At 72.7% G+C, this 18,244-nt stretch carries 16 protein-coding genes and 1 pseudogene; 6 read left to right on the forward strand and 11 right to left on the reverse strand.

Translation table 11 applies throughout. From position 1 onward, the window contains the following. The first annotated feature begins 29 nt into the window (after positions 1 to 29). Positions 30 to 683 (forward strand): IclR family transcriptional regulator, encoded by a 654-nt coding sequence (locus WHN02_RS02885; RefSeq protein ID WP_434741930.1) that lies wholly within the window; start codon positions 30 to 32, stop codon positions 681 to 683. A gap of 1,035 nt (positions 684 to 1,718) precedes the next feature. Here the strand turns inward: WHN02_RS02885 and WHN02_RS02890 are convergent. Both WHN02_RS02890 and WHN02_RS02895 read right to left on the reverse strand, forming a co-directional pair. After that, positions 1,719 to 2,399 carry an HAD family hydrolase gene (locus tag WHN02_RS02890; protein ID WP_434741931.1) on the reverse strand — a complete coding sequence of 227 codons (681 nt, stop codon included), beginning with the start codon at positions 2,397 to 2,399 and terminating at the stop codon, positions 1,719 to 1,721. A gap of 42 nt (positions 2,400 to 2,441) precedes the next feature. Beyond that, a complete protein-coding gene (locus WHN02_RS02895; protein ID WP_434741932.1) occupies positions 2,442 to 3,419 on the reverse strand; it encodes an EamA family transporter in 978 nt (325 codons plus the stop codon). Between the two features lie 83 nt (positions 3,420 to 3,502). Here WHN02_RS02895 and WHN02_RS02900 point away from each other — a divergent pair, with 83 nt between their 5' ends. Beyond that, positions 3,503 to 4,048: a CGNR zinc finger domain-containing protein gene (locus tag WHN02_RS02900; RefSeq protein ID WP_434741933.1), complete on the forward strand. Its 546-nt coding sequence runs from the start codon at positions 3,503 to 3,505 to the stop codon at positions 4,046 to 4,048. Between the two features lie 83 nt (positions 4,049 to 4,131). On the opposite strand, the gene WHN02_RS02905 is transcribed toward WHN02_RS02900, so the two are convergent. The 4 genes from WHN02_RS02905 to WHN02_RS02920 form a co-directional block, all read right to left on the reverse strand. Beyond that, complete coding sequence (locus tag WHN02_RS02905; protein WP_434741934.1) at positions 4,132 to 5,532, reverse strand: class II fumarate hydratase; 1,401 nt, start codon at positions 5,530 to 5,532, stop codon at positions 4,132 to 4,134. Positions 5,533 to 6,584: 1,052 nt separating this feature from the next. Next, on the reverse strand, positions 6,585 to 8,255 hold the full coding sequence (locus tag WHN02_RS02910; protein ID WP_434741935.1) for a fumarate hydratase: 1,671 nt from the start codon (positions 8,253 to 8,255) through the stop codon (positions 6,585 to 6,587). A gap of 169 nt (positions 8,256 to 8,424) precedes the next feature. Continuing rightward, a complete protein-coding gene (locus tag WHN02_RS02915) occupies positions 8,425 to 9,885 on the reverse strand; it encodes a hypothetical protein (RefSeq protein WP_434741936.1) in 1,461 nt (486 codons plus the stop codon). Positions 9,886 to 9,964: 79 nt separating this feature from the next. Next, entirely contained in the window at positions 9,965 to 10,447 is a 483-nt protein-coding gene (locus tag WHN02_RS02920) for an Lrp/AsnC family transcriptional regulator (protein ID WP_434741937.1), read from the reverse strand. A 131-nt stretch (positions 10,448 to 10,578) separates the two neighbouring features. On the opposite strand from WHN02_RS02920, the gene hppD reads away from it, so the two are divergent. From hppD to hisC, 4 genes and pseudogenes are all read left to right on the forward strand, one after another. Then, positions 10,579 to 11,784, forward strand: a complete 1,206-nt coding sequence (gene hppD / locus WHN02_RS02925) for a 4-hydroxyphenylpyruvate dioxygenase (RefSeq protein ID WP_434741938.1) — start codon at positions 10,579 to 10,581, stop codon at positions 11,782 to 11,784. A gap of 138 nt (positions 11,785 to 11,922) precedes the next feature. Beyond that, positions 11,923 to 11,985: pseudogene (locus WHN02_RS02930) on the forward strand (DUF2510 domain-containing protein); the annotation flags it as partial. Between the two features lie 8 nt (positions 11,986 to 11,993). Then, positions 11,994 to 13,076: an RDD family protein gene (locus WHN02_RS02935; RefSeq protein WP_434741939.1), complete on the forward strand. Its 1,083-nt coding sequence runs from the start codon at positions 11,994 to 11,996 to the stop codon at positions 13,074 to 13,076. After that, on the forward strand, positions 13,073 to 14,176 hold the full coding sequence (hisC, locus tag WHN02_RS02940) for a histidinol-phosphate transaminase (protein WP_434741940.1): 1,104 nt from the start codon (positions 13,073 to 13,075) through the stop codon (positions 14,174 to 14,176). Before WHN02_RS02935 ends, hisC begins: the two co-directional genes overlap by 4 nt. A gap of 65 nt (positions 14,177 to 14,241) precedes the next feature. On the opposite strand, the gene WHN02_RS02945 is transcribed toward hisC, so the two are convergent. The 5 genes from WHN02_RS02945 to WHN02_RS02965 all read right to left on the reverse strand — a co-directional run bounded on the left by WHN02_RS02945 (position 14,242) and on the right by WHN02_RS02965 (position 18,222). Beyond that, complete coding sequence (locus WHN02_RS02945; protein ID WP_434741941.1) at positions 14,242 to 15,348, reverse strand: hypothetical protein; 1,107 nt, start codon at positions 15,346 to 15,348, stop codon at positions 14,242 to 14,244. 31 nt (positions 15,349 to 15,379) lie between these two features. After that, the gene (locus tag WHN02_RS02950) at positions 15,380 to 15,919 is read right to left on the reverse strand and encodes a hypothetical protein (RefSeq protein ID WP_434741942.1); all 540 of its coding nucleotides are present in this window, start codon (positions 15,917 to 15,919) and stop codon (positions 15,380 to 15,382) included. A 59-nt stretch (positions 15,920 to 15,978) separates the two neighbouring features. Continuing rightward, positions 15,979 to 16,512: a hypothetical protein gene (locus WHN02_RS02955; RefSeq protein ID WP_434741943.1), complete on the reverse strand. Its 534-nt coding sequence runs from the start codon at positions 16,510 to 16,512 to the stop codon at positions 15,979 to 15,981. Positions 16,513 to 16,560: 48 nt separating this feature from the next. Next, positions 16,561 to 17,814, reverse strand: a complete 1,254-nt coding sequence (locus tag WHN02_RS02960) for a PQQ-binding-like beta-propeller repeat protein (RefSeq protein WP_434741944.1) — start codon at positions 17,812 to 17,814, stop codon at positions 16,561 to 16,563. Between the two features lie 198 nt (positions 17,815 to 18,012). Beyond that, positions 18,013 to 18,222 carry a DUF397 domain-containing protein gene (locus tag WHN02_RS02965; RefSeq protein WP_350898762.1) on the reverse strand — a complete coding sequence of 70 codons (210 nt, stop codon included), beginning with the start codon at positions 18,220 to 18,222 and terminating at the stop codon, positions 18,013 to 18,015. Between the last annotated feature and the right edge of the window lie 22 nt (positions 18,223 to 18,244).

Genomic DNA, 18,244 nt, shown 5'->3' on the forward strand with positions numbered 1-18,244 from the left:
TTCCCGGAACCGGGTCGTACGCTCCTGGAGTGGATCCGACCCTCTCCCCGGTCGGTGGCGAATCGGCTCAGACGCTGGACCGGGGGCTTCGACTGCTGCATCTGGTCGCCGATGCCCCCGGCGGGCTGACCGTCACCGAGGCGGCGAACCGGCTCGGCATCGGTCGGGCCGCCGTGTACCGGCTGGTCGGCCCGCTCACCGGCTACGGCCTGCTGCGACGCGACACCGAGGGTCGGCTGCGCCTGGGGGCGGGGCTGCTGCACCTGGCCCGCCGCGCCCAGCCGCTGCTCGCCGAGGGCGCCCTGCCCGCCCTGCGCCGCCTCGCCGAACAGTCCGGCGCCACCGCCCACCTGACGGTCGTCGAGGGGGGCGAGGGGGTGGCCCTGGCAGTGGTGGAACCGAGCTGGACGACGTTCCACGTGGCGTACCGGGCCGGCGTCCGGCACCCGCTGGACCGTGGTGCCGCCGGGCAGGCCATCCTCGCCGGGCGGGACGGCCGCGCCGGGCCGGTCACCACCGCCGGGGAGTTGCAGGCCGGTGCGTACGGGGTGGCCGCGCCGGTGCTCGGGGTCCCCGGGTTGGAGGCCAGCGTCGGGGTGGTGGCCCTGGCCCCGCTCGACGTCGACGAGGTGGGTACGCAGGTGTGCGCCGCCGCCACCACCATCGCCACCGCCCTGGCCTGATACCACAGTCGGGCGGTCGATCGGGGGTTGTCCACAGGGGTGGGTGGCGGGTGGACGGCCGGTTGTCCACAGGGGTGCCCGACGGGGGGTCACGAGCGGCAGGCTGCCGGTATGCCACTGCACACCGATCGACCGAAGGAACTCGCCTGGCAGGTGTTCCGGGGGTCGGACGTGGTCCGGCGCGGCCTGCTCACCGCGTACCGGCTCCGGGGAACGGAGTGGGTGCGCCTGCGCCGCGACGTGTACGCCGACTCCCGCCTGCCGCAGGACCACCGTCTCGCCTGCCGGGCGGTCGCCCTCCAACTACCGGAGGGCGCGGCCGTCGCCGGTCCCTCGGCGGCCTACCTGCACGGGGTGGAGCACGCCGCCGGCTTCGGCGACGACGTCCACGTCCTCGTCCCGCCCCGGGCCGGAATCCGCCGCCAGCAGGGGCTCCGGGTGCACTCCTGCTCGTACCCCCACCCGTCGCCCCCGGTGCGGTGCCCGCCGGAGCGCGGGGACGGCCCGCCCCGCACGGATCCGACCCAGGCGGCCTGGGAGACGGCGGTGTGGCTCGAACCGGTGCTCGCGGTGGGTGTCGTCGACTCCCTGCTGCAACGCGGCCTCACGACGCCGGACGCGCTCGACGCCCTGCTGCGATGCAACGGCGACCGGCCCGGCGGACGGCGGGCCCGCTGGGTCTTCGATCTGGCCGACCCGACCGCCCGGTCGCCCACGGAGTCGCACCTGCGGGTCCGGCTGACCCTGACCGGACTGCCCCGGCCGGTGTCCCGGCACCCCGTCGAGCTGCCGTCCGGCCTCGCCGTGTCGGCGCACCTGGCCTGGCCCGAGTTCCAGGTCGCCATCCGGTACGCGACATCGGTGAACCCACTGTCGGGCCGGGGCGACCCCGGCGACGACCACCTCTCCCGCGCGGGGTGGCTGGTCCTGCCCGTGACCGCCCGTCGGTCGCAGCGGGAGTTTCCGGCGCTGGTGCAGGAGGTCCGCGCCGCGTTGACCGGGCGGGGCTGGACCGGTGAACGGCGCCGTTCCCGGCTACCCGGCCGACAACTCGGCGACGACCGCCGCCAGTTCGGTGACGGTGACGATCTCGGCGTCGGCGGGCAGGTCGGCCGGGCGGGGCAGGCCCGCCCGGTTGAGCCAGACCGCGCGGAGCCCGGCCCGTCGGGCGGCGACGACGTCGTGGGCGGGTGAGTCGCCGACGTGCACGATCCGGTCCGGGGCGACTCCGGCCGCCGCCACGACGGCCTCGAAGAACTCCGGGGCGGGCTTCTTCGGCAGGCCGTCCTCGTGGGCGTAGACCTCGAACGCGAACTCACCCGCCAGGCCGCACCGCTCTGCCCGGCTGTTGCCGTTGGTGGCGAAGCCGAGCGTGTGGTGCCGCCGCAGGGTGGCGAGGGCGGGCAGCACGTCCGGGAACGGACGGGTGAGCGCGTAGCGTCGCTCGAAGAAGAGGTCCGCGATCGCGTCGAGGTGTTCGTCGAGTCCGGCCCGGGCCACCGACCGGGTCAGCGCGGCCCGTCTGATCTCGGCGACCGGGGCGGCGCTCATCCCGTCGAAGACCGCATCCCAGTCCGACTCCAGGTCCCCCAGGGTCACCGCGGCCGCCGGGTCGAGCTGCCGCATCCGACCCAGTACGGCTTCCAGCCCGCCGGTGACCGCCGAGCGCAGGTCGAGCAGGGTCTCGTCGGCGTCGAACACGATGTGCGTCAGCATGCAGGCAAGGGTGCCACCCGGGCCGGACGGCCCCGACGACGGTCAGGAACCGCTACGGGTGGTCGCGGTCTCCGGCGACGGAAGGTCGACCCCACCGACGGTCGGTACGCCCCGCAGCTCGTCCAGCCGGACCAGGACCACCCCGCCGACGATCAGGACACCACCGAAGAGCTGGACGAGAGTGGGCAACTCGGCGAGGACCAGCCAGGCGATGAGAACCGCGAACACCACCTCGATCAGCCCGACGAAGGAGGCCAGTCGGGCACCGAGGATCCGGGTACCGGCGATCCCGGTGAGGTACGACACGACCGCAGTGACCAGCGACAACCCGGCGACCGGCACCAGCCAACTGGTCGGCTCCCCGAGGAAGGAGACCTCTCCGAAGTTGACGTTCAGCGGCACCAACCCGATGGCCCCGAGCAGCCCCAGCACGACGGCCGCGACAGCCATTCCACCGGTGGCCAGGGCCACCGCCGGCAGTTCGCCGTCGATCCGTTCGGAGAGCACGAAGTAGCCCGCCAGGCCGACCGCCGCCGCCAACGCCCAGAGCACCCCGACCGGGTCCATCCGGGTCGCGCCGGTCAGGTCCAGGACGAACACCAGGCCGAGCACGGCGACCACCGAACCGGCCACCGTCAGACGACGTGGACGCTGACCGTACGCCAGCCACATCCAGAGGACCACCGGGACGACGGCGAGGTGCTCCACCAGCAACGCCACCCCGATCGGCAGGTACCTGATCGCGTAGAAGAAGCAGACCTGCGCCGTCGCCACCCCGAGCACCCCGAAGAGTCCGATGGCGGCCAGGTTGCGACGCAACACCGACCACCGACCACGCAACGCGATCGCCGACGGGACGGCGAGCACCAGGGCGCCGACGCTGACCCGGGCGATCACCGCCGCCTCCGGCGACCATCCGGCATCGATGAGGGACCGGGCGAAAATGGGGGAGGTGGCGAAGGTCAGGGCGGAGAGCAGCACCAGGACGAGACCGAGACCGACCACCGGACGGGAATGCATCGAATCTCCTCGACTCGGCGAGCCGTCATGAGCGATCTACGATTCGGCGATGACGCTAGGTGTCCCCCACGACGGGAGTCAAGTTGCTGTTCGCCCATGACACAGAGTGCGCGCTGGTCACCGCCGCCGCCCTGGTCAACACCGCCGGCCGAAACGAGGGACTACCCGACGTCACCACGTTGGCAGCCTTCGTCGCGGCGCAGGGCTTCACCGGTCGACACGACCGGACCGAGGCGGAGTTACGCGCCGTACGCGAACTACGTCCCCAGTTGCGCCGTGTCTGGTACGCCGACGAGGACGAGACGGTCGCCGTCGTCAACGGGCTCCTGCGGGAGACGAAGGCGCTGCCGCAGCTCATCCGGCACGACGACGAGCCGTACCACCTGCACGCCGTGCCCCGCGACGCGCCGTTGGCCCGACGGATGGCGGTCGAGGCCGCGATGGCCCTGGCCGACGTGGTCCGCAGCGGCGAGTTGACCCGCCTGCGCAGGTGCGCCCACCCGGAGTGCGACAACGTCCTGGTCGACCTGTCCAGGAACCGGTCCCGACGGTTCTGTGACGCAGGGTGCGGCAACCGGGCGGCGGTCAGCGCCTACCGGGCCCGCAAGGCCGCCTCCGAGAAGGGCTGACGACGGGGCACCACCGCGTCCACCACGGGGCCTGGGGCGGCCCGACCTGTCGGCCGGGGCCGCCACGAACGGACCGAAACAGATCAGGGGTGGGTCATCCGGAGCAGGTCCAGCGCCTCGTCGAGCTGCTCGTCGGTGAGCTTCCCGCTCCGCAGGTGACCACGGGAGACGACCACCTCGCGGATGGAGACCTGCTTGGCCAGCGCCTCCTTGGCGATCGAGGCCGCCTCGTCGTACCCGAGGTGCCGGTTGAGCGGGGTGACGATCGAGGGCGACCCCTCGGCGTACGCAAGACAGACCTCGACGTCCGCGACCAGGTCGACCACGCACCGGTCGGCGAGCAACCGGCTGGCGGCCGAGAGCAGTCGGATCGACTCCAGGAGGTTGCGGGCCATCACCGGCAGCATCACGTTCAGCTCGAAGTCGCCCTGGGACCCGGCGAAGGCGATCGTGGCGTCGTTGCCGACCACCTGGGCGCTGACCTGCCGGACCGCCTCGCAGACCACCGGGTTCACCTTCCCCGGCATGATCGAGGACCCCGGCTGGAGGTCGGGGATCCGCAGCTCCCGCAGGCCGGCGCGAGGACCGGAGCCCATCCACCGGATGTCGTTGGCGACCTTGTAGAGACCCACCGCCACGGTACGCAGCTGCCCGGACGTCTCCACCAGCGCATCCCGGGCACCCTGGGCCTCGAAGTGGTTGCGGGCCTCGGTGACCGGCAGGCCGGTCGAGGCGCGAAGCTTCTCGATCACCGCCGCGGCGAAGCCCAGCGGGGTGTTGATGCCGGTGCCGACGGCGGTCCCGCCCAGCGGCAGCTCCGCCAACCGGGGCAGGGCCGACTCCAGCCGTTCGATGCCGTACCGGACCTGGGCGGCGTACCCACCGAACTCCTGGCCGAGGGTGACCGGGGTGGCGTCCATCAGATGGGTCCGCCCCGCCTTCACCACCGTCTCGAACTCGGCCGCCTTCGCCTCCAACGCCTCGGCCAGGTGGGCCAGGGCCGGCAGCAGGTCCCCGGTCACCGCCTCGGTGGCGGCCAGGTGGATCGAGGAGGGGAACACGTCGTTGCTCGACTGGGAGGCGTTGACGTCGTCGTTGGGGTGCACGTCCCGGCCCAGTTCCCGACCGGCGAGGGTGGCGATCACCTCGTTGGTGTTCATGTTCGACGAGGTCCCCGACCCGGTCTGGAACACGTCGACAGGAAACTGGTCGTCGTACCCCCCGTCGGCCACGTGCGCGGCGGCGGTGGCGATCGCCGCCGCCACGTCAGCGCCGATCACCCCCAGCTCTCCGTTGACCTCGGCCGCCGCCCCCTTGATCTGGGCAAGCGCCCGGATCTGGGCCGGTTCGATGCCCCGCCCGGAGATCGGGAAGTTCTGCACCGCCCGCTGCGTCTGCGCCCGCCACAGCGCGTCGGCGGGCACCTCCACCTCACCCATCGAGTCGCGTTCGATCCGGTAGCCCACTGCCTCTGGAGTCGTCACGCGTTCCATCCTGCCGCGCCCGGCGACGGCTCGCAGCGGCTCAGGAGATCACCCCTACGGCCTCACCCTCGCCGACGCCGAGCGGCCCCCGTCCGCCCGCCCCCTGCTCACTGGACCCGCGCTGTCGACGTCGGGACACCGCTCAGCTCACTACCGGAATCCCACCCGGGACTGTCGGCCGACCCGGCCGCCAGCGCGCCAGGGCGTCAGGGCATCAGCCCGCAGGGCGCCAGCGCGCCGCGTCAGGGCGCCAGCGCGCCAGGCGCCAGGTGCCGGAGTGCCAAGGTGCCGGGGTGCCGGGGTGCCGGGGTGCCGGGGTGCCGGGGTGCCGGGGTGCCGGGGTGCCGGGTGCCGGGTGCCGGCCGAGGATGTCGCCCGGTTCGGCTACCGAAATGCCAGCCGGGGACGTCGGTCGGATTGACTGTGGAGCTGCCCCATCCGTAGGACCGGCTTAAGGCTGGCATCCAGCCATCCGGAGCCACCCCGCCCCAGCAGGACTGGCCCCGAGACCAGAATCCCGCGAGTCCCGGGCCGCCCCGTTCGTAGGACCAGCTCCACAGTCGATGCCCCACGTCACCCCCGCCAGGCAGGACGGCCTGCATCGCCTGCCGCCCGCCAGCCTCACCCCGCCGGGCCGCCTGCATCACCCCAAGCCTGCCAGCCTCACCCCGCCGGCCTCACTTGGCCCGTTGCCGCACTGGGCCCGCGGCGGCCGGTAGAAGCCGGTCAGGCCGAGCCCGCCGCCGAGTCAGCCCTCCACGTTCCGGACGATCTGCCGTACTGCGTTCAGCAGTAACTGATGGCCGCCAGATGTCGACCCGACGCATGTCGACGGCAGCATCTCAACCGACCCACCGACCCACCGATCGGCCGACCACCGGCTGGCCAGGTCCGAATCCCGAGACATCGGGCTCACCCCCGACGGCACGGTGCCCAAGGCGCGTAGATCAAGGCGTGTTGATCAAGGGATTTGCGTCACCGGACAGCCCGGAGATGACGCAAATCCCTTGATCAACGTGGGCGTCCGGCGGGAGCAGGGGTCAGGGGAGGGGTCAGGGGCGGGGGGTGATGGTGAGGACGGGCTTGGTGACCTCGGCGAAGAAGTCGTTGCCCTTGTCGTCGACCACGATGAAGGCCGGGAAGTCCTCCACCTCGATCTTCCAGACCGCCTCCATGCCCAGCTCCGGGTACTCCAGGACCTCGACGTGCTTGATGCAGTCCTGGGCCAGTCGGGCGGCCGGGCCGCCGATCGAGCCGAGGTAGAAGCCGCCGTGTTCCTGGCAGGAGCGGGTGACCTGACCTGAGCGGTTGCCCTTGGCGAGCATCACCTGAGAGCCACCGGCGGCCTGGAACCGCTCGACGTAGGCGTCCATCCGACCGGCGGTGGTCGGGCCGAACGAGCCGGATGCGTACCCCTCGGGGGTCTTGGCCGGGCCGGCGTAGTAGACCGCATGGTCCCGGAGGTACTGCGGCATCGGCTCACCGGCGTCCAGCCGCTCGGCGATCTTGGCGTGGGCGATGTCCCTGGCCACCACCAGGGGACCGGTCAGGGAGAGCCGGGTCTTCACGGGGTACCGCGACAGCTCGGCCCGGATCTCGTCCATCGGCCGGTTGAGGTCGACCCGGACGACCTCCTCGGTGTCCAGGGTCTCGTCGGTCACCTCGGGCAGGTACCGGGCCGGGTCGGTCTCCAGTCGTTCCAGCCACACGCCCGACGGGGTGATCTTGGCAACCGCCTGCCGGTCCGCCGAGCAGGAGACGGCGATCGCCACCGGGCAGGAGGCGCCGTGTCGGGGCAGCCGGACCACCCGTACGTCGTGGCAGAAGTACCTGCCGCCGAACTGCGCCCCGATGCCGAAGTTGCGGGTCAACTCCAGCACCTCCGCCTCCAGCTCCAGGTCCCGGAACCCGTGCGCGCTCATCGTTCCCTCGGTGGGCAGCGCGTCGAGGTACTTGGCCGAGGCGTACTTGGCGGTCTTGAGGGCGTACTCGGCGGAGGTGCCGCCGATGACGATCGCCAGGTGGTACGGCGGGCAGGCCGAGGTGCCGATCAGCCGCAGCTTCTCCTCCAGGAACTGCATCATCCGGGTCGGGTTCAGCAGCGCCTTGGTCTCCTGGTAGAGGTACGACTTGTTGGCCGAGCCGCCCCCCTTGGCCATGAAGAGGAACTTGTACGCGTCCGGGTGCCCGTCCGGGTCCTCGGCGTAGAGCTCCACCTGGGCGGGCAGGTTGCTGCCGGTGTTGCGCTCGTCCCACATGGTCAGCGGGGCGAGCTGGGAGTAGCGCAGGTTGAGTCTGGTGTACGCCTGGTAGACGCCCCGGGAGATCGCCTCGGCGTCGGTGCCGTCGGTGAGCACGTGCCGGCCGCGCTTGCCCATCACGATCGCGGTGCCGGTGTCCTGGCACATCGGCAGCACCCCACCGGCCGCGATGTTCGCGTTGCGCAGCAGGTCCATGGCGACGAACCTGTCGTTCGGCGAGGCCGCCGGATCGTCGATGATCGCCCTCAGCTGCGCCAGGTGGGCCGGGCGCAGGAAGTGCGCGATGTCGTGCATGGCCTCGGCGGTCAGGGCGGTCAGGGCCGCCGGATCCACGGTGAGGAACCGTCGACCCCCGGGGCCGTGGACGACGTCGACGCCCTCGTCGGTGACCAGGCGGTACTCGGTCTGGTCCGGGCCGGTCGGCAGCAGGGGTGCGTACGAGAAGGCGGCGGCACTGCTCATGAGGCGAAAGCCTAGGCCAGTCGAATCAATCCGTCCCAACCGCCGGGTGAGTCCCGGTACTTTCCGTGCTCGACCGGCCCCGCCGGACGCCCGACGGCAGACCCGACCGGCCCCGGGGGCACGCCCCGTCGCGGACCGGACCGGCCCCGGGGGCACGCCGGTCGAGGGCTCACCCGTCCTTGTCGGCACCCGTCTCGGGGCAGCCCTCCCCCTTCGGGCCGCACCGCCCCGATCCGTCGGGGGCTCCCGGAGCGCCGGGACCACCCGGGGCGTCCCCGGAGCCCGGGGCGCCCGCCCCGGAGTCACCCGGGGGCCTCGACCCGCCCGCGCCGAACAGGACGTACCCGATCTCGCGGCCCTCGCCGATCACCATCCCGGCGGGACCGACAGCGAGGGCGTTCGCTGCGGTCCGCAGGCTCACCAACTCCCGGCCGGTACGCGGGTGCACAGCCACCAGTCGGGTCGGTTTCTCGTCGGAGAGCACTGCGGCGTACGGGGTGAGCGCGGCGGTGCTCTTCTCACCGGCCGGTCGGTCCCAGCCGGGCTTGTCGACGCCGAGTTCCCGGCCGACGAGCGACCGTTTGTCGGGGGTGCGGACCACTGCGTACCGGTCGTCCACGGCGAGCAGGCTCTCCCCCTCCGCGCCCAGCTGCAACACCCGTCCGTCGTACCCGTCGAGGACCGCCTCCCGGCCGTCCGGGGTCACCCCGATCAGGACGTTGCGGGCGCCCTGGGGGTTCTCCCGCTGGGCACAGCCGGCGCTGTCGGCGGTCCGCAGGTTCACCCCCGAACGCTGCCAGACCTGCTGCCCGGTGGCCGGGTCGACGGCGGAGATGCCGAACAGGCAGGCACCGTCGCCGGACCGGGCGGTGAGCCGGAGGAGTCGGCCACCGACCACCGAGAGTCGCTCGTCGCGGGCCGGCTGGACGTCCTGGAGGACCCGGCCGGTGGCGGTGTCCACGACGTGCACCCGCCCGTCGACCGGGAAGCCGAGCAGCGGTGGCACCGGCTCCGGCCCGGCCACCTGGTCGTCGACCCGCAGGGCGGTGAGCCGACGGGTGTCGAGCAGGTCGGGGTTGTCGGCCAGCCAGGACGTGCTGACCCCGGGGAGGAAGGCGGTCCAGATCGGCGCGTTGCCGCGCGGGTCCCACGCGCTCAGGGTGCAGTCGGTCGGTCCGGCGCACCGGGCGTCCAGGAGCATGTTCCGGTACGTCCACACGGCCACCGCGTCGTCGACCCGGCGACGGGTCGCCCCGGTGCTCGGGTCGAGGAGTTCGTACCCCTTGACCAGGAGCTTGCCCACGGCGACGACGGAGTCCCGGTCGCCCCCGGCCACCGCCGCCCAGTCCGCCTTGCGTTCCCACAGTTGTACGCCGGTGGCGAGGCTGCGGGCCTCGACCCGGGTCCGCTGCTCGACCACGACGGCGTCCCCGGCGATGGTGACGCTGCGCGGGGTGCCCCCGATGCGTTCCTGCCAGACCACGTCGGGCTCGGAGATCGGCTTGCTCCGTTTGACCCAGTCCCACATCCCGGGGAAGGGGTTCCAGACGCCGGTGGCGGCCAGGGCCACGACCGCGACCAGGGCGAGCGCGAGGAAGCTCTTGACGCCGAGGCCCTTCTGGTTCGCCACATCGGACACGGTAGCCACGATCTCCGTCAGGTCGAACGGTCGTGAACCCGTGTCGTACCGCTTTCTCGCGGACGGCGTGCTATTGGACGGTGGAGCGGACGAGGGGAAGGGTCCGGTACGGGATCTGCTCGGCCAGCGCGATGGTGGTGGACGCCCGGCGGATCGCCTCGTTGGCGACGATCTGGTCGATCACCCGTTGGAGGTCGGCGTTGGAGCGGGCCACGATCCGGCAGAGCAGGTCGCTGGTGCCGGTGATGGTGTGCGCCTCCAACACCTCGGGGATCGCCGCGAGGTGGGCGGTGACCGGGTCGTGGCCGTGCCGTTGACTGATCTCCAGGGTGACGAAGCTGGTCACCCCGAATCCGATCGCGGCCGGGGCGACGTCGGGGCCGAAGTCGATCGCCCCGCGCCCGACCAGCTTGTCCAGCCGGGCCTGGACGGTGCCCCGGGCCACCCCGAGCCGGCGGGAGCACTCCAGCACCCCGATCCGGGGCTCCTCGGTGAGCAGTTCGACCAGGCTGACGTCGAGCCCGTCGAGCTGTACAGAATGTTCAGCTGCCATGCCCGTGGACCATACCGAATGCACAACCTGACCAGGTACGACGCTGACAGTTGCCCAACCCGCTGCCGCCCGCGATCCTCGCCACACAGGATGGTCGCCCACGAGGCGGCCGGCGCAGGAGGGAGCCCGCGATGACCCAGGCGATCGATCGACAGCAGTCGAGCGGAGAGGTCGACGTCGACGAACTCGTCGGCGCCGTGGACCACGACATCAGCCGCGACCCGTTCCCGGTACGCGGGCTCGACCACCTGACCTTCGTGGTGGGCAACGCCAAACAGGCGGCGCACTACTACTCGACGGCCTTCGGGATGACCTGCGTGGCGTACCGGGGTCCGGAACAGGGCTACCGCGACCACGCGGAGTACGTGCTGACCAGCGGTTCGGCCCGGTTCGTGCTGCGGGGGGCGGTCCGCCCGGACGCCCCCGAGGTCGACTTCGTCGCCCGGCACAGCGACGGCGTGTCCGACATCGCGTTGGAGGTCCCCGACGTCGACGCCGCGTACGCCCACGCCACCGGCCAGGGTGCGACCGGGCTGCTCGACCCGCACGACGTCACCGACGCCCACGGCACCGTCCGGCTGGCCGCCGTCGCCACGTACGGCGACACCCGGCACACCCTCGTCGACAGGTCCCGCTACACCGGCCCCTTCCTGCCCGGTTTCGTGGCCCGGGAGCCGATCGTGGACCGGCAGCCGATGATCGACGCGGGCCTCCAGCCCAAGCGTTTCTTCCAGGCCGTCGACCACGTGGTCGGCAACGTGGAGCTGGGCCGGATGGACGAGTGGGTGGAGTTCTACCGGCGGGTGATGGGCTTCACCAACATGGCCGAGTTCGTCGGTGACGACATCGCCACCGACTACTCGGCGCTGATGAGCAAGGTGGTCGCCAACGGCACCCGCAAGGTCAAGTTCCCGCTCAACGAGCCGGCGGTGGCCCGCCGGAAGTCGCAGATCGACGAGTATCTCGACTTCTACCAGGGGCCGGGTGCCCAGCACATCGCGGTGGCCACCAACGACATCCTGGCCAGCGTGGACGCCATGCGGGCGGCCGGGGTGGAGTTCCTGGCCACCCCCGACTCGTACTACGACGACCCGGAGCTGCGCGCCCGCATCGGTGAGGTCCGGGTGTCGATCGAGGAGTTGAAGGCCCGCCGCATCCTGGTCGACCGGGACGAGGACGGCTACCTGCTCCAGATCTTCACCAAGCCGGTGCAGGACCGACCCACCGTCTTCTTCGAGCTGATCGAACGACACGGTTCGCTCGGCTTCGGCAAGGGCAACTTCAAGGCCCTGTTCGAGGCGATCGAACGGGAGCAGGAGCGACGCGGGAACCTGTGAGCGGATGGAGTCCGGTCCCGGTGCCAGGCTGGTACGACGGCGGCGTCGTTAAGGTGTCCAGGTGAGCGAGCAGAGCGAAGGTCCCGTCCGAGCCGGCATCGGGCCGACCGGCCCCGTCCGGAGCCCGCAGGTGGCGCGGTGAGCGTCGCCCCCGGCTGGTACGTCGATCCGGCCGACCCGCAGACCCGACGGTACTGGGACGGCGGGGGTTGGATCGGTGCCGCCATCGGAGTCGACGCCCCCGTGCCGGACGGCCCGCCGGAGCCCGAACCGACCCCGCCGCCCACCCCGCCGGAGACCCCGGCGGCGGGCGGCACCGGGTCGCCCGCCACCGCCGGATCACAGCCGACCGGCACGCCGACGGGCGGTCCGACAGGTGGCCCCCACCCGGCACACCCCCCGGCCCCGGCACCCCCGGCGGCCCCGGCACCCCCGGCGGCCCCGGCACCCCCGGCGGCCCCGGCACCTCCGGCGGCCCTGGGACCCCCGGCGGCCTTGGAGGCCCCGGCACCCCCGGCGGCCCTGGAAGCCCTGGCACGCCCGGTGGCCCCGAGGCCCAGCAGCCGGGCACCCCGCCCCCACCCGGCTGGTCGGGACCGCCGCCGGGCACGCCCGGGCAGCCCCCCTGGCCCCCCGGGTACGGGGCACCGCCCGGCTGGCCCCAGCAGGCCTGGGCGATCCGGCCGCCCGCCCCGCGACCGCACGGCTTCCCGCTCGCCTCGTACGGTGCCCGGCTGGTCGCCCGGCTGATCGACTTCGGCATCGTGTTCGCCCTCAACGCGGTGGTCAACGGCTGGTTCGTCTGGCGCTACGTCGACGAGATGACGCCGTACTGGCGGGAGGTGATGCGCCGGGCGATGGCCGGTGACTCCTCCACCGACGGGCTTCCCCCGCCCGGCGACCAGGCCGGTGGCCTCCAGGTCGCCATCCTCCTGATCGCCACCGCCCTCTGGTTCGCCTACGAGGTCCCGGCGATGGCGTCGAGCGGTCAGACGTTCGGCAAGCGGGTGATGCGGATCCGGGCCGTCCCGATGGCCGAGGACGCCCCGCTCGGGTTCGGCCGGTCGCTGCGCCGGTGGAACACCCTCGGCCTGCCCACCCTGCTCTGGTACTGCTGTGGGCTGGGTCTGATACTCCAGCTCATCGACGCCCTGTCGCCGCTGTTCGACCACCCGCTGCGGCAGGCCCTGCACGACAAACGCGCCCAGACCGTGATGATCCAGGTCCCCCGGACGGCGGGCACCCCCACCCCCGGCTCCGAGAACCCCCAACCGGAGAAGGAGACGTCATGACGCAGACCCCTGGGCCTCAGCAGCCGCTGCGGTTGACCCGCGCCGACCTCGACGCGCTACCCAACTACGTGCCGGGTCGCAGCCCGGCGGACCTGGCCCGCGAGCTGGGACTCCCCGAGGCGATCAAGCTGGCCAGCAACGAGGTGCCGTACGGCCCGCTGCCCGGTGTGGTGGCGGCGGTGACCGAGGCGGTGGCCGGTTCCCACCGGTACCCGGACATGGGTGTGGTGGCGCTGCGCGAGGCCCTCGCCGAGCGGTACGGGGTCGATGTCGACCAGGTCGCCACCGGCTGCGGTTCGGTGGCGCTGGCCGAGCACCTGGTCCGGACCACCTGCCTGCCCGGGGACGAGCTGCTCTACTCGTGGCGCTCCTTCGAGGCGTACCCGATCATCGCGGCGACCAGCGGCGCGACGAGCGTGCGGGTGCCCAACGACGCGGGGCACGGTCACGACCCCACCGCGATGGCGGCGGCGGTGACCGACCGGACCCGGATGGTCCTGGTCTGCAACCCGAACAACCCCACGGGTACGGCGGTCCGCAAGGCCGAGTTGGACCGGTTCCTCGACTCGGTGGGCGAGGACGTCCTGGTCGTCATCGACGAGGCGTACCGGGAGTTCGTCACCGACCCGCACGTGCCCGACGGCCTGAGCTACCTGGACCGCCCGAACGTGGTGGTGTTGCGCACGATGTCCAAGGCGTGGGGGCTGGCCGGTCTGCGGATCGGTTTCCTGGTCGCCGCCCCGGCGGTGGCGGCGGCGGTCCGCAAGGTGGTCACCCCCTTCTCCACCAGCATGGCCGCCCAGGCCGCCGCGCTCGCCGCGCTCGCCGAGGCCGACGAGGTACGCCGACGCTGCGCCCTGGTGGTCGCCGAGCGGGAGCGGGTCACCGAGTCGCTGCGCAAACTCGTCCCGGACGTGCCCGCCAGCCAGGCGAACTTCGTCTGGCTGCCGCTCGGCGACCGGGCGGTGGAGTTCGGCCGGTCGTGCGAGTCCCGGGGGGTGATCGTCCGCCCGTTCGCCGGTGACGGTGTCCGGGTCACCATCGGCACCCCTGAGGAGAACGACGCCTTCCTCGCCGCCGCCGAGGTCGCCCTCGGCTGACGGGAGGAGGCACCGGCCACGCCGGGCGGGGAGGCGTCGTCCTCCTCGGGACGGGGAGGCGTCGGCTACGCCGGGGCGACTGTGACGCTCCGGGTCCGCCGGCGGTACGCGTACCCGCCCAGGAGGGTGAGCACCAGGGCTGAGGCGATCAGCCCGCCGGTGAGCACCCAGGGTGCCGGCTCGTCGTCAGCGACCAGCGCCGGCGTGGCCCCGAAGGTCACCGTGGCGGTGACGGTTCCCTTCGTCCAGCCACTGGCGAGGTCGAGCTTGGCAGTCCACCGTCCGTCGGGTAGTCGGCTGTCCAGCACGACGTGGACAGTGGTGCTCGCGCCGGGGGCGAGGGTCTTCGCCTCGGCGCGTACCGGCCCGACGGCGAGGCCCCCCGGCCCGTCGGTGAGCCAGAGCTGACCGGCGAGGTCCAGGGCACGGCGGCCGGTGTTGCGGACGTCTGCGGTCACCACCGGGTTGCCGTCGGGGGGACGGGAGCCGGTCAGACCCCCGATCTCGAAGCTGGACGGCGGTTCGCCGCCCGGCCCGACCGACAGGTAGACCCGGATCCCGGTCCGCCCGATGTTGCGGACGTTCTCCTCGTCGACCCCGGAGACCTCGGCCCAGACGACGGCGTACCGCTCACCGGCAGAGGCCTGTCGGGGCACCGTGATGGTGACCTGGACGGTCTCCTCCTCGTCCGGGGCGAGGTCCGCCTCGGTCCGGTCGACGTCGATCCAGCTGCTCAGCTCGTTCTCGGACCGCTCCGGTGCGAACCGGAACCCGCCCTCGTCCACGTCGGCGGCGGCGGCGTAGACGGCGACGTCCCGGCGGATCGTCGACGGGTTCTTCACCACCACCCGCCGTGTGATCGTCGTGCCGGGCTTGACGTGGTCGACGACGTACTTGTGGGCGCGGCTGTCGTCCCGACGGTTCACCGGGGCGTCGAGCAGCCGGATGCCGACCTCGGCGGCGGGGCCGGTCGGTGTCCGGCTCGGCCCGGCGGTCGGGGTCCTCGGCCGATCCCGGTCGACAGGCCGGACGCCGGGTTGCTCGTCCTCCGGCCAGTCGGGCTGCGCCGCCGCGACCGGGTGGGCCACTGCGGCGACGGGCTGTCGGGCCGACGTGGGGGCAGCTCCGTCGGCCGGGCGCACCGGCGCCCCGGCGGTGACCACGAGGGCCACGGCCAGGGCGAGGGTGCCGATCAGGGTGCGCTCAGGCCACCGAATGGGTTATCACCCCCGTGTAGCTGCCGCCGACCGCGCCGGCCGGAACGGTGATCCGGATGCTCGGGTTCCAGGTGGCGGTGTTGTTGCCCGAGCCCGAGGTCTTGGAGAACGCGACCCGGGGGAGGCTCAGGGTCACCGCGTCGGCGGAGGTGGTCTGGCCGGGGACGAAGGTGCCGGTCCCGGTGGTGTTGGTCGCCGGTCCGGACCAGTACTCGACCAGGTTGGGCAGGATGGTCTCCGGTCCGGTGCCGCCGCCGGTGGTGAAGGCGGAGCTGCTGACCGTCGCCGTCCAGGTCGCCGAGAGGGCGGCCCGGCTGTCGGTGACCGTGACGTTGCCGAGTTGACCGCTGGCTGTCGACCCGGCGAAGACGGCACCGAGGTTCACCGACGGCGGTACGGAGATGTCCAGGTTGGCGGTGGACACGGTGAAGGTGACGATGGTGTCCCCCGATGGCGCGGCGGCGGCCGGTGTCGCCATCGCGAGCACCGCAGCCCCGGCGGCCAGGGCAAGAAGTGGCTTCCTCATGACGACCAGGCTAAACCGACAAAAGCCCCAAAGAGCCAACAAGGGAGCATGTCGCCCGATCAGGCTACGGAGTGCGTGATGGTCCCCCGATAGGTGCCGGCCACCACTCCGGCCGGGATGGAGATCCGGACGGTCGGCACCCACTCCACAGTGTTGTTGCCGCTTCCCGCCGTCTTGCGGAACGCCTCCCGGGTGGCACCCAGGGAGACCGCCTGAAGCGAGGTCAACTGCCCCGGCAGCAGGATCCCGCCGCCGGCGCTCCGGACCGCCGGCCCCGACCAGTACGACACCTGACCGGCGGCGATGGTCCGACCCGCTCCCCCGACGCCGGTGACGAAGGCGGTCGCCGAGACGGTGGCGATCCAGGTGTTCGGGTTGACCGGTCCCCGCTGGTCGCGGACCGAGACAGTGCCGAGCTGCCCGGTCAGGACTCCCCCGACGAACCCGGTCCCCAGGTTGACGGCGGCGGGAACGGTGATGTCCACCCCGACCGTGCGGGCGAGGACGACGGCCTGGGCCGACCCCTGACGCTCCGGCACTCCCGGGACGGCCAGCACCAGAACGGCACCGAGTACGGCTGACAGGACTCGCACGGGGGAATTTTAGGAGTTATCTGACGCTATGTCCAATTCGATGGACGTTCACGTCGCCGCGAGGACCACCGCTTCGGGGGTGAGGAAGTACCGCGAGTCGTCGGCGTCCGGCGCGACCGGCTCCTTCAACCGCTCGACCGCCAGGTAGCCGTCCTGGGCGTATGCCCGGCCCGGCGCCCAACCGACCCCGTCCCGACCCGCCGCGAGCGCGAACCGGGAGTGTTCCGCGCCGGTGCTCGGATCCAGCGTGATCAGCCCCCGCATCGGCGTAAGCAGGTGGACCCGGCCGGGCTGGACGGCGAGGATCCGGGTCCCCGTGGGCAGGTCCCCCCGACGCCACAGCTCCTCCCCGGTCCGCACCGATCGGGCGACCGCCCCGTTGTCGGTCACCGTCACCACCCGTTCCCCGTCCAGCTCGGCGCCGACCGGGTCAAGTGCCGGGGCCGGCCGTGGTGCCTTCCCGCCGACCAACCATCCCCGGGTCGCGTCCCCGTCCGCACCCGTCGTACGCAGGCCCCGGCAGTTCGTCCGGACGGCGGCACACCCGACGAGGGTGGCACCGAGTTCGGCCGTGGCACCCGGGGGCCGCCACCGGTCGGCGGGCTCCCCGGTGGCGAGGTCGCGGAACTCGACCACCGGCTCGGCGCACCTGTCGACGGCGACGAACTGCCCGGCCGACGTGGTGCCCACGTCGGAACGGCAGGACGAGTCCACCGCGACGGTCCAGAGTTCCCGGCCGTCGGCGAGGGCGAAGGCGTTCAACCGCTCGGCACCGGAGACGACGACGACCGTGCTGCCCGCCGCGTCGCGGGCCGTGAGGAGTCCGGGCGGATCCCAGACCGCATCGGCCCCGGTCCGCCGGGAGGTCCAGCCCTCGGTCGGCTCCGGCCCGTCGGCCTGCCAGGCCACCTCACCGGTCAGCGCGTCCAGCGCCACCAGCTTCCCGTCCGACCAGCGACTCAGGACAGTGGTGCCGTTCGCCACCACCCCGCTGACCTGGGCCGGCCACCGCCGGTACGACCAGTACGGGGTGTTGCGGGACCGACCGTCGACGGGGCTGTCCGCGTACACCTGACGGGTGGCCGCGTAGACGCGGAACCGGCCGTCGACGATCAACGGGGCCACCGGCAGTCGGGCCACGACCTTCGGCTCCGGATCGGCCACCGGGGGCAGGGCGGCGGTGGCCGGGGTGACCACCTCGGCGGGTGCGAGTACCCGGTACACGACGACACCGACCAGCCCGACGCAGGTCAGCGCCGCGACGACCGCTGCGACGAGCCTTCGTCCCTTCGGGAAACCCATACCCCACCTCCGCCGGGCACCCTACCGAGGAGGGTCGCCGCCGCCCCGGTCAGGCCGCCCGCGCCGGGACGGGGACGGTCGAGGCCACGGTCACCGTACGGGCCGTGCGCCACCGACGTGGCCCCAGCGGCGGAGGTGTCCGCCGCTGGTGGCCATCCAGGCGGAACCCGGTCGGGTCGCCGGATCCGCCCGGTACGGTCAGGCCGGCAGCTGCCCGGTGCGCAGCGCCCCGACGAACGCGCTCCAGCCCTGCGGGCTCACCGCCAGCGCCGGGCCGGACGGGTCCTTGGAGTCCCGGACCGCCACCACGCCGACGGTGCCGACGAGGTTGTCCGCCACCTCGACGCAGAGCCCCTGGTCGTTGGAGCGGCTGCTGGTGCGCCACTGGGCGCCGGTAAGGTCGATCATGATCCTTCTTCTCCTGTCGGCT

Origin of the sequence: Micromonospora sp. SH-82, from assembly GCF_051132485.1 — a bacterium.
Classification (GTDB): Bacteria; Actinomycetota; Actinomycetes; order Mycobacteriales; family Micromonosporaceae; genus Micromonospora.

Bases quoted from the DNA above. Each gene is read 5' to 3' on its own strand.
- WHN02_RS02960 (WP_434741944.1), bottom strand. From the start codon at position 17,814: ATGGGTTTCCCGAAGGGACGAAGGCTCGTCGCAGCGGTCGTCGCGGCG.
- WHN02_RS02895 (WP_434741932.1), bottom strand. From the start codon at position 3,419: ATGCATTCCCGTCCGGTGGTCGGTCTCGGTCTCGTCCTGGTGCTGCTC.
- hppD (WP_434741938.1), top strand. From the start codon at position 10,579: ATGACCCAGGCGATCGATCGACAGCAGTCGAGCGGAGAGGTCGACGTC.
- WHN02_RS02910 (WP_434741935.1), bottom strand. From the start codon at position 8,255: ATGAGCAGTGCCGCCGCCTTCTCGTACGCACCCCTGCTGCCGACCGGC.
- WHN02_RS02950 (WP_434741942.1), bottom strand. From the start codon at position 15,919: ATGAGGAAGCCACTTCTTGCCCTGGCCGCCGGGGCTGCGGTGCTCGCG.
- hisC (WP_434741940.1), top strand. From the start codon at position 13,073: ATGACGCAGACCCCTGGGCCTCAGCAGCCGCTGCGGTTGACCCGCGCC.
- WHN02_RS02965 (WP_350898762.1), bottom strand. From the start codon at position 18,222: ATGATCGACCTTACCGGCGCCCAGTGGCGCACCAGCAGCCGCTCCAAC.
- WHN02_RS02920 (WP_434741937.1), bottom strand. From the start codon at position 10,447: ATGGCAGCTGAACATTCTGTACAGCTCGACGGGCTCGACGTCAGCCTG.
- WHN02_RS02890 (WP_434741931.1), bottom strand. From the start codon at position 2,399: ATGCTGACGCACATCGTGTTCGACGCCGACGAGACCCTGCTCGACCTG.